The organism is Orenia sp., assembly GCF_055140805.1.
In genome coordinates this window covers 1-11,190 of the sequence record NZ_JBSQYM010000097.1, presented here as the reverse complement: position 1 = coordinate 11,190, position 11,190 = coordinate 1, and the positions used below count along the sequence as shown (strand labels likewise).

The 11,190-nt window shown below is 32.6% G+C and carries 9 protein-coding genes; 8 read left to right on the top strand and 1 reads right to left on the bottom strand.

The genetic code is table 11. The features are described from left to right. The coding region (locus ACTCDL_RS10320; protein ID WP_463176387.1) for a peptidylprolyl isomerase at positions 1-1,057 on the top strand (1,057 nt) is incomplete at its 5' end. 219 nt (positions 1,058-1,276) lie between these two features. Here ACTCDL_RS10320 and ACTCDL_RS10315 read toward each other — a convergent pair. Beyond that, positions 1,277-1,855 (bottom strand): metal-dependent hydrolase, encoded by a 579-nt coding sequence (locus ACTCDL_RS10315; protein ID WP_463176386.1) that lies wholly within the window; start codon positions 1,853-1,855, stop codon positions 1,277-1,279. A gap of 231 nt (positions 1,856-2,086) precedes the next feature. Here ACTCDL_RS10315 and ACTCDL_RS10310 point away from each other — a divergent pair, with 231 nt between their 5' ends. The 7 genes from ACTCDL_RS10310 (at position 2,087) to ACTCDL_RS10280 (ending at position 10,841) form a co-directional block, all read left to right on the top strand. Then, positions 2,087-2,662, top strand: a complete 576-nt coding sequence (locus ACTCDL_RS10310) for a TetR/AcrR family transcriptional regulator (protein WP_463176385.1) — start codon at positions 2,087-2,089, stop codon at positions 2,660-2,662. Between the two features lie 20 nt (positions 2,663-2,682). Next, positions 2,683-3,963 carry a TolC family protein gene (locus tag ACTCDL_RS10305; RefSeq protein WP_463176383.1) on the top strand — a complete coding sequence of 427 codons (1,281 nt, stop codon included), beginning with the start codon at positions 2,683-2,685 and terminating at the stop codon, positions 3,961-3,963. Between the two features lie 18 nt (positions 3,964-3,981). Then, a complete protein-coding gene (locus ACTCDL_RS10300; RefSeq protein WP_463176382.1) occupies positions 3,982-5,250 on the top strand; it encodes an efflux RND transporter periplasmic adaptor subunit in 1,269 nt (422 codons plus the stop codon). Then, positions 5,250-8,327, top strand: coding sequence for an efflux RND transporter permease subunit (locus ACTCDL_RS10295; RefSeq protein WP_463176381.1), 3,078 nt, complete (start codon positions 5,250-5,252; stop codon positions 8,325-8,327). The genes ACTCDL_RS10300 and ACTCDL_RS10295 overlap by 1 nt, the downstream gene beginning before the upstream one ends. 531 nt (positions 8,328-8,858) lie before the next feature. Beyond that, complete coding sequence (locus tag ACTCDL_RS10290) at positions 8,859-8,990, top strand: hypothetical protein (RefSeq protein ID WP_463176380.1); 132 nt, start codon at positions 8,859-8,861, stop codon at positions 8,988-8,990. Then, entirely contained in the window at positions 8,980-9,147 is a 168-nt protein-coding gene (locus ACTCDL_RS10285; RefSeq protein WP_463176378.1) for a hypothetical protein, read from the top strand. The genes ACTCDL_RS10290 and ACTCDL_RS10285 overlap by 11 nt, the downstream gene beginning before the upstream one ends. Before the next feature lie 59 nt (positions 9,148-9,206). Further along, positions 9,207-10,841: a FlgT C-terminal domain-containing protein gene (locus ACTCDL_RS10280; protein WP_463176377.1), complete on the top strand. Its 1,635-nt coding sequence runs from the start codon at positions 9,207-9,209 to the stop codon at positions 10,839-10,841. Positions 10,842-11,190 lie beyond the last annotated feature (349 nt).

Here is an 11,190-nt window from a genome sequence, read left to right as displayed (position 1 = left end):
AGATGTGTATAAGAGACAGGAATTTGAAAGGGGATATTTAATGAAACTTAAAATCAGTTTAATTTTGATGGCATCATTACTACTAATAAGCAGTATAGCATTTGGAGCTAAAAGTGATAACAATGATAATTTTGTAGCAACTGTCAATGGTGAGGGGATAACAGAAGCCCAGTTAAATCAGTTTGTAAATATACAACAATTATATAGAGGATTAGCTCAAGTAGACAGTGGCTTTGCTCAACTTTTATTTTCATCAGAAGATGGGAAAAAATTACTAAATGAGTATCGTAAGCAGAAACTTAATTCATTAATTGATATGAAGATGCTAGAGCTAGAAGCTAAAAATGAAGGAATAACTATCTCTCAAGAAGAAAAAAATAATCTATTAAATAAAAAAGTAGAATCAATTCAAAAACAGAATCAGCTTACAGATAAAGAATTATTAAAGGCTTTAGAGAGTAAAGGGGTAAGTTCTTTAGAAGAATTTAAAAATATGATTTGGGAGAATAATAAAGATGAAGTTTTAATTCAGAAATTACAGCAAGAAGTAGTTGATGGTGTTGTGATTACAGAAGAGAAGATAGAAAATTACTATGAAGAGAATAAGTCTAAATTTAAGCGTCCTGCCCAAGTTAAGGCTAAACATATTTTAATTACAACAGATGATAAGACTGACAAGGAAGCAAAAGCTAAAGCTCAAAAAGTATTAAAGGAACTAAAAAAGGGAGAGGATTTTGCTAAATTAGCTAAAAAATATTCTGAAGGACCTTCTGCTAAAAATGGCGGAGAGTTAGGATATTTCAGTAAAGGACAGATGGTTCCAGAATTCGAGCAAGCTGCTTTTAATCTTCAAGTTGGTGAAATAAGTGAGCCTGTCAAGACAAAATTTGGTTATCATATTATCAAAGTAGAGGATAAGCAAGAGGCAGGAATTATTCCCTTAGCAGATGCTAAAGAGAAGATTAAGAACTTGCTTACTCAACAAGCACAACAAACTAAATGGAATAGCTTTGTAAAAGGATTGAAGAAAGAGGCTCAAATAGATATCAAATTATAATATAAAATTAAAGGCGGACTTTCAATTTTATGAGATTGATAACCCCCCCCACTAATTTTTAGTGGGGGTTTCTTATAGTCTTTTTTTATTTAAGATGGATCAATAACTCTACTTTGAGATTGAGTCTAAGATTAAATTTGAGTAAAATATATGGCTTTAATGGGGTTGCCTAGATTTGAATAGCTATATCTAAACTATACAAAAAAATTATTGTTATTCTTAATTAAAGATACTCATTAAATCATTTAGGTTAAAATTTATATAGCCCCGTTCATAAGTAATAATAAGAGTTACTACTGTAAAGATAATTAGGAATAAAAGATGTTCACCCCAACTTCCAGTAGTGATATTGGTATGGAATTTAAATCTTCTATCATTTGGATAGAATAGAGGAATACCATGAACATTGAGCATATCTGCCAATATATGACTGATATAACCGATTAATAGACCATACCAGATTAACTGGCTAATCCAGTTTAAATCGATCAACTCTTTAGTTAAGAAGCCAAATAATATAAATCCTAATAGACTATGGGTAAAGCCACGGTGCTTTATTCCAAACCATTTTAGAGGTTTACTAATAAACCATAGAGCCTTGCCAGCTTTACTACTAGCATGATCTATATCAGGTAATAATGAACCGATAATAGCTGCGGTATAGAACTTCCATAAGTCTCCATTAAAGATAGATCCTTCGATTAAATAAGATAGATCTATAACATTAAATAGTGCTAATAGTTTAATTATAATTACAGCAAAAACAAAGCCGAATAAAGAATGGGTATGATAAGTCATCTGCTTCCTACCTTTCTGTATTTATTTTATTTACTCTCTCTATTATATATTTTTTGTCCTATATTATCAATAGATGTAGAAAAAAGAAACTTTAGCATAAGTTCTACAATTAATATCATTATCTTAATATGGAAAATTATTGACTTTAAGTAAAACTTATGTTAGTATATTGACTACATAGTCAAACTGACCAGTCAGACGAGAAATGCTTCTAAAAAAGGGGGAAGGTATATGTCAGATAAATCAAAGAAGGATAGATTGATTCAGGCATCAATTAAATTATTTGCCCAACAGGGTTATCATAACACAACTGTTGCTGAGATAGCTGATGAAGCAGGAGTAGCTAAGGGGACAGTTTATTGGTATTTTAATAGTAAAGAGGAATTATTTTGGGGGATTATCGTTTCAGGGGTTGAATTACTCAATAGTAAATTAGCTGATGAGGTTGAACAGATTAATAAAAGTGCGATAGAAAAATTAGAAGCAATAATTAGACTTCATCTTGATTTTTTTAAGAAAGGTAAAAATATTGTTAAGATGACACAAGAGTGTTCTGCTAGTCCAGGTGAAAATTTTTATAAGGAGATACAAAAATTACGGGAAGTAGGAACTAATAGTGTAGCTAAAATAATTAGAGAAGGGCAGGAGAATGGTGAGTTCGTATCTAATATTGAAGCAGAAGAGTTAGCTAATTTTATTTTAGGCGCAATTGGAGGTGCTTATAATCCTAGTGTTTATGAATTAGAGGAGGTAGAAGAGACAACAAATTTAATTTTAAATATTATATTAAATGGAATCAAATTTTAATAGGTTAAGGAGGATTATTGATGAAGAGAAGAGAGATTTGTATCTTAATAATTACTTTATTAATTAGCTTTTCTACGATTGCTTCTGCTCAGGAGTTAATCAATAAAGAGAAAATAATTAAAACTGCTTTAGCAGAGAATTTGGAATTGAATAAATTAAGAAGAGAGATTGAAAGAACAGAAGCCCAGTTAAGAGAGGCCAAGGATGCTTTTTATCCTACTGTGGACTTGGGAAGTGACTATACTAGATTTGGAGAAGAACAACCACAATATGATGGAGCTAAAGATAATTATAGTGTTAGCTTAACTTTAAAGCAACCGATCTTCTCAGCAGGACAGTTAAGAGCTGCTTATGCAATTGCTAAAAATAATTTAGAAATCAGTAAAGTCCAGTTAGAACAGAAGAAAGAAGAGATTATTTATCAGGTGTCAGAAGAATATTATAATATCTTAAAGGCTAAAGAGATTCTTAAAGTGCGCGAACAACAGGTTAATCAAAATAAAGAGTATGTAAAAGTGGCTGAAGCCAACAAAGAAGTAGGAATAAATACTAAAAGTGATGTGTTACAGGCGAGAGTCAGTTATAATCAAGCCCAACAAGAATTGTTAGTAGCTAAAAATAACTTAGAGACTGCCAAGTTAGCTTTAAAGAATACTTTAAATATGGAAGATAATACTGAATTGAGGATTAGTGACAGTTTAGAATGGCAAGAAGAGAAGTTTAAGATGGAAGCGGTTTATGGGTATGCTTTACATAATAAACCTGCATTTAAGCTACTAAATTTACAAGAAGAGAATGCAAAGCTTGATTTAAAGAGAGAGAAAAATAGCAATCTCTATCCCAATGTTAGTTTGAATGCAGATTATACAGCTAGTGATGATAAGTTAAGGGTTAGTGATGGTGAGTGGAAGACGATTTTAAGTCTTAGTTATAATCTATTTGATGGTGGTAGTGGTAAGGAACAAGAGACCCAATTGAGCAAAAAATTAGAAAAGATTCAATTGGATCAAAAGAAGACTAAAAAGGATCTGAAATTATCAATTAAAACTACTTTATTGAATTTAAGGGTAGCAAGAGATAAAATTAAATTAAATGAGCTGAATTTAAAGCAGGCTCAAGAGAATTTGGAGGATAATGAGTTTAAATTTAAAGAAGGAATTATCAGTAGTTTGGATTTGTTAGATGTTCAAACAACTTATCAACAGGTTAGAACTCAATATTATCAAGCAATTTATGATTATAATTTAGCAGTGGCTGAATTGAATAAAGTAATTGGGAAGAATTTAGAAAAAGTAAAATAATTTTAAGGAGGAAGTACCATGCTAAGGGATTATAAGAAGGTAATTATGATGTTATTAATATTAGCAGTAACAGTTACTGCTCTAACAGGTTGTGGAGCAAAGCAAGCTAAAAAGGCAAGTACTCAACAAAAGACCCAAGAGGTAACTGGAATCCCAGTAGAGGTTATAACAGCAAAGACTGGTGAGCTAAGCAATTATATTACAGTTACAGGAACAGCTAAAGCAGTCAAGTCAGCTGACTTGACCCCTCAATTACAGAAAAAAGTAGTAGAGGTCTTAGTTGATGAAGGTGATAGAGTTGAAGCAGGAGATAAGTTAGTTCAGTTAGACCAAGCAGATATCAAAGCACAAGTAGCTGAAGCTCAGGCAGGGTTGGAGGCAGCCCAAGCTGCTTTAGAAGAGCTTTTAGCTGGAAGTAGACAAGAAGAGATCGATAAGTTAATTGCTCAAGTAGAGCAAGCTAAGGCTAAATATGAACAAAAAGAAAGAGATTATAAACGTTATCAAAGATTATTTGATAAAGAGGCTATCTCTAAGCAGCAATTAGAGAGTGTTAGAACAGAATATATCAGTGCTAAAAATAATTATAAGGCCTTGCAGGAGTCTTTAAAGATGTCACAAGCAGGACCAACTAAAGAGGCGATTAATACCCAAAAATCTAATGTAGCCCAAGCAGAAGCTAAATTAGATACTGCTAAGCTAAATTTAGCTAAGACTGAAATTACTGCTCCTTTTACTGGGAGAATAGCAGAGGTTAATCTTGAAGTAGGGGAGATGGCTGGAACACAACCAGTAATTTCAATTATAGATCTTAGTTCAATCAAAATTAAAACCTATGTTAGTGAGAAGAATATCAATAACTTGGAGCTAAATCAGTCAGTAGAGGTAGACTTTAATGCTTTAGATCATAAATTAGCAGGTAAGATTGCTAATATTAGTCCAGCATTAAATCAAGAGAAGTTAGGCTTTCCAGTTGAAATCAATGTTGATAATAGTAGCAACTTAATTAAAGCTGGAATGTATGCTGAGGTTAAAATTCAAACAGATTACAGTGCTGGAAAGGTAGTTATTCCTAAACAAGCATTAATTCAAGAAGATGACCAGTCCTATGTTTATATAGTTAAAGATAATAAGGCAGTTAAAAAGGAAGTAAGTACTGGATTAACTAATACAAAAGATGTAGAGATTTTATCAGGGGTTTCAGCTGGAGATAGAGTAATTACTGTTGGTGCAGAACAAGTAAGTGATGGGAATCAAGTGCGAATTGTCGGAGGAGGTGGGCAATAATGAAGCTTTCTGATTTTTCAATAGATCGCCCCATAGCTATTACCATGTTTGTACTCCTAGTAGTATTAATTGGTGGAGTATCCTTTACTAGATTAGGTGTTGATCTATTGCCAGATTTGGATCTGCCTTATGTTGTTGTTCAAACACAATATAGTGGGGCTAGTCCAGAAGAGGTAGAGGACTCTTTAACTGACCCGTTAGAGGAAACTGTGGCTACAGTAGAAGGATTAGATAAGATTCACTCTACAAGTAAAGAGGGTGTTTCTACAATTATTTTGGAGTTTGACTGGGGTGCAGATATAGATAATGCTAAAAATGATGTGAGAGATAAGGTTGATATGGTGAAAGATGCTCTACCTGATGGGGCTGATGAACCGATTATTATGCAGTTTGACCCAGCCAATGAACCGATTGTTAGAATAGCTATGTCTGGAAGTAACTTAACCTATTTGAAGCAGTTAGCAGAAGATAAATTTGAAACACAGTTAGAAAAAATATCTGGTGTTGCTGCTGTAGATATTGTTGGTGGTTTGGATCGGGAGATTCAAATTAAAGTTAACCAAGAGAAGTTAAATGGTTATGGCTTGACTTTAGATGATATATCATCTAGCATTAAAAGCTCTAATTTAAATATGAGTGTTGGTGAAGTAGATGACGGTGCTAAAAAGCTTTCATTAAAAGGAGAAGGGGAGTTTCAAAGTGTAGATGAGATTAGAGCTATTCAATTAATCTCTTCTAGTGGTCAGAAGATAAATTTATCTGATGTTGCCGTAGTTGAAGATACTCATGCTGAGATAGAGCAGTATAGTTATCTAAAGGGTAAGAGAAGTATTACTTTAGGAGTAAAGAAACAAAATGATGCTAACACTGTAGAGGTAGCTGATGCAGTTAATAAGCAGCTAGAGCAGTTAAAGCAGGAGATTCCTGAAAATATTGAAGTTAAGGTTATTTCAGATACTTCTGAATTTATTAAAGACTCTATTGCTAGTGTGCAACAAAACTTCTTTATGGGTGGAATCTTAGCCATTATCATCTTATTTCTATTTTTGAGAAATATCAGGACAACGGTAATTATTTCAACTGCCATTCCAATCTCAGTAATTGCTACTTTAGCAATGATGTACTTTGGAGGCTTGACCCTAAACAACTTAACTTTAGGTGGATTGAGTTTAGGTATTGGGATGCTTTTAGATAACTCCGTTGTAGTGTTGGAGAATATTTATCGCCATCATCATGAAGGGCTAGGTAGGATTCAAGCAGCCAAAGAAGGAACTGCAGAAGTAGGTATTGCTATTTTTGCATCTACAATGACTACAGTAATTGTATTTTTACCAATGCTCTTTGTAGAAGGAATTGCTGGAGTAATCTTTACTCCGATGTCAAAGACTATTGCCTTTTCACTACTGGCTTCTTTAGTAGTTGCTCTAACCTTTATTCCAATGCTGTCTTCTAAGCTATTGCGAGTGGAGGTAGATGAGTCCAAGAATAAAAGGGGAATTATTACAAAGACATATCAAGGAATTTTAAAAGTAGCTTTAAAATGGCGTTATGTTGTTGCTCTATCATTAATAGTTATTTTAGTCTTGTTTGCCTTTGGGCTTAAAAGTAAGCTGATTCCTTTACAGGTAGAGTTTATGCCTAAATCTGACCGAGGAACAGTAAATCTTTACTTTGAGCTAGCTCAAGGGACAAAGCTAGAGAATACTAATAAATTTATCAAAGAGATGAAAACTAAGATTTCGGATATTCCAGAGATAGAGAGTTTTTCTAGTGAAGTTGGTTCTGATAGTAATAGCTATGAAGGTGAAATTGAGGTAGATTTAGTAGATTTAGATAAGAGAGATCGTAGTGTTACTGACATAGCTGAGGTAATTAGAACTAGGTTAAAGGATGTAGCAGGAGCCAAGATCAATGTTGTACCACAAACTTCAATGATGGGGCACAAAGGTAAGGGTGGTAGTGCAATCAATGTCAATGTTCAAGGACCAGATTTAGATACTTTATTAGCTTTAGCTAAGCAGATAGAAGGAAAGATTGAAGCTACAGAGGGAACTAGAAACATTGCCATTACACCTAAAGCCAGTAAACCAGAATTGGAGATTATCCCTAAAGATAATTTAGCTAAAGAGCTAGGGATTACTAAGCAACAGTTATTTAATACCTTAGATACTGCAATTGATGGTGCAGAAGTAAGTAAGTATAAAGAAAATGGAAAAGAGTATGATATTCGTTTGAAGCTATTTGATGAAGAGACCGATTCAGTTAATAAATTATTAAATGTCAAGATTAATTCTCCACAAGGTGGATTGGTACCATTGTCACAGATAGCTGAGATAAGATATGCAACTGGCCCAAATGCAATTGAAAGAGAAGAGCAAGAACGTAAGTTTACTATCTCTACAGATACCCATAACCGTAGTTTAGGTGCTGTCTTAGGAGATATTCAAGCAAAATTGAATAAGATGGAGCTTCCCGCAGGATATAGTATCAATTATCAAGGTGATGCCGGTGATATGGCAGAATCCTTCCAAGAGTTAGGCAAGGCAATGATTCTAGCGATTATCTTAGTTTATATGGTAATGGCTGCTCAATTTGAATCATTAGTCCATCCTTTTATAATTATGTTTACAGTACCAGTCTCTTTGGTAGGAGCAATCTCTGCTTTAGCAATTACAGGTGTTCCTTTAAGTATCAATGGTTTTATTGGGATAATTATGCTGGCAGGAATTGTTGTTAATAATGGTATCGTGCTGGTAGATTATATCAATACACGGCGTGAATATGAAGACCGCGAACAAGCTATTTTAAATGCTGGTCCAATTAGATTAAGACCAGTTATGATGACATCACTTACGACTATCTTAGCTATGATACCTTTAGCTTTAGGAATTGGAGCAGGAGCTGAGATGCAACAATCGATGGCAATTGTAGTAATTGGAGGATTATCCCTTGCTACAGTCTTGACTTTAGTAATTGTTCCAGTTATCTATGATATTATGGAAGATCTTTCTCAATTTGTAATGAACTTTTTAAGAAAGATTCTACATGGTGATGAAGAGACAGAGGTAAAAGCATAATTTAATGTAAAATAAAAGTGCTGCTTAGCTGAGAAGCTAGGTAGCACTTTTATTTTTTGATAGTTAGGGATATTTGGACAGTTTTAAAATTAGCGTGAGTGGGTGTGTGAGTGTGAGTCCCAATAAAAAGAAGTTTTACACACACTCACACTCATAGCTCACACTCGACACAAAGTGTCGCACTATCTCTATATTACATCAATTAATCTCCTAGCATAAAATTATTATAATATGAGCTAAATCCTATCCAGAGTGTTATCAGGAAATTATTTCATTGCAAGATTAAAGTATCTCTGGCATAAAAATAGAGTGAAGGTCGAAACATAATACTAAGAGCAAAGGTCATAATTATAGCTGATAAGTAAAATAATTGTTAGTATAGCTAACTGATAAAAGAAGATAGTTAGAGTATAATTATGAGGTTATAACCTAAAAAATTATTCTAAAATCTTTTATCTATAAAAAAGAGCTGATTATTATTTATCAAGAGTATGAAGAATTGTTAATCTGCTTAGGATTAGGAGGGATTTATTGATCTGTAAGGATTGTATTTATTTTATATACAATAGATTCTATTGCCACCGTTTAAACTGTCATGTTTATTTGACTGATAAATGTTGTTATTTTAGAAGAAGAGTAGAAGAATCTATTGATGAAGATTAATGCTAGGGATATCTCTAGCATTAATCTTATTTATACCTTCCAAACTTATACTAAGGTGGTAATTCTCAAATCTATTAATTTAAGAGAGGAATTATTTATTGATTATAGAATTTATAGTTTAGTAGTTAAATTTGATATTGGAATACTAATGAGTTGAGGTTTTTTATCTTTACTCTGCATTTTTACTGGGTAATATATATAGAAAGAGGGATAGCTGTGAAGAGAATAATTATTCTATTAATTCTATTTTTAGTAATCATGACTGGTGTTAGCTCTGCTAATAGTAGTATAATAGAAAGGTTAGATAATCTCAGTGAAGTTTTATTTAAAGATAATGACCCTGTGGAGGGATATGTAGTAGATATCAAGGATAAGCAAGTTTATATTAATTTAGGTGATAAAGATAACTTATTCATTGGACAGAATTTTAAGGTTTTTAGAGAAGGCAAGCTTTTAAAAGATCCCATTACTCAAATGATATTAGGCAAATTCAAAAGAGAGATAGGAGAAATAAAGGTTAGTCAAGTTGAAGAAGAGTTTTCGATAGCAAAGGTAAGTAGGCTTGATTCTAAAGCTAAGATAGAGAGAGGGGACAAGATAGTCCTTAAAGAGCGAATTAAAAAGATTGGAGTTCTTACCTTTAATGATAGCAAAGGTTTTGATCTATTAGCTGATCGTATTAAAGATTATTTTAATAACTATTTGGATCATGATAATAGATTTGAGGTAGTTGATAGTAAAAGGATTGACAAGGTTTTAGAAGGGCTTGGTATCAAGGGTGATATCAAGCAAAATCAGATTAATTTTATGATGAGAGAGTTAAATCTTGCTCTCTTGTTATTTGTCGATATTTCAGAGGGGAAGAATAGTATCTTTATCTATAGTAAATTATATTCACAGCAGAATAAAAATACCAATCAAGAAGAAATTATCACTTTAGCTAAAGATAATAAATTCTTAGAATATTATAAGAGCAAGGAAAGTAATAAGGAGTTTAGCCTGCTTTATAAAAGTGACTTGCTTGATATCAGAAGTCAAAGCATTGCTGTGGGTGATATTAATACTGATGATGATATTGAGATTATATTAAATACTAAAGATTCATTGAATATCTTTAATTATAGAGATGGTGAATTAATCGAAGGTGATGTAATAGATGCTTATCAGTTAACTGAGTATGATGACTATGAATTAGTGGTCGGTGATAATGATCACGATGGAGTTGCTGAAATTTTTGCTGAGAACTTTAATTATCTCTTTAAATTTAATTGGAGTCAAAAAGATTATAAGGTTAAGGCTTTTGATAACTTGTATAGAAATCGACCAAAAGCTTTAGTTAAATTAAAGGGAAGAGATTATCTAATCACTAGAGATTATCGTAATCGCTTAAGGTTTAATTTTTGGGAAGCTGGTTCTTATAAGACTGATTTTGAGTTAAATCTGGAATCTAATGAGGGGTATCGCTTGGCTATTGGAGATATAGATGATGATACAGAGACTGAGATGATAGTTACAGCCTATGATGGTAAAGGGAAGAATAGAATGAAGGTTTATGATTTAGATGGTAATTTTGAGTATTCCTTCCCCAATAAATATGGAGCTAATCTTGGAATCTTTAAAGATAAAGAGGAGATAATCTTTCAGACAACTACCGATGGAGAGAATCAATTAGTATCTTTTTTATGGAATGGAAAAGAATATATCTCTAAATGGAAGAGTGATAATTTTACAGGAGAGATTAAAGATTTAGTAATAGATGATATTAATAATGATGGACAGCAGGAGCTACTAGTCTTAGTAAGTGAAGATAATCAGAGTAGAATCTATATTTATCAGCGAAATTTAGAATAATAGCTTGTCAATGGTAGCTTAACGAGATAAAATGATAATTGTCTGATTGAAAAGTTTAAGTTTAGATTTATAATAGTCATCAAACTTTAGAGTGAACTTTAAATATGTCTTTATCTAGATATATTGCGACACTTTCGTGTCGGGAACCAGCAATCAGGAATCAGTATAGTTTACAGGTTCCTGATAACTGATTCCAGATTTCTAAAACTATTGCATTATATCTATTAAATTTTACTTTAGGCTTGTATATTTATATAGTCATCCAACTTTAGAATGAAACAATAGATAGTGGGACACTTTGTGTCGAGTGTGAGCCATGAGTGTGTGTAAAACTTCTTTTTATTGGGGT

Excerpts from the sequence above, each read along its gene's own strand:
- ACTCDL_RS10315 (WP_463176386.1), bottom strand. The coding sequence starts at position 1,855 with ATGACTTATCATACCCATTCTTTATTCGGCTTTGTTTTTGCTGTAATT.
- ACTCDL_RS10300 (WP_463176382.1), top strand. The coding sequence starts at position 3,982 with ATGCTAAGGGATTATAAGAAGGTAATTATGATGTTATTAATATTAGCA.
- ACTCDL_RS10305 (WP_463176383.1), top strand. The coding sequence starts at position 2,683 with ATGAAGAGAAGAGAGATTTGTATCTTAATAATTACTTTATTAATTAGC.
- ACTCDL_RS10310 (WP_463176385.1), top strand. The coding sequence starts at position 2,087 with ATGTCAGATAAATCAAAGAAGGATAGATTGATTCAGGCATCAATTAAA.
- ACTCDL_RS10295 (WP_463176381.1), top strand. The coding sequence starts at position 5,250 with ATGAAGCTTTCTGATTTTTCAATAGATCGCCCCATAGCTATTACCATG.
- ACTCDL_RS10285 (WP_463176378.1), top strand. The coding sequence starts at position 8,980 with ATGAAGATTAATGCTAGGGATATCTCTAGCATTAATCTTATTTATACC.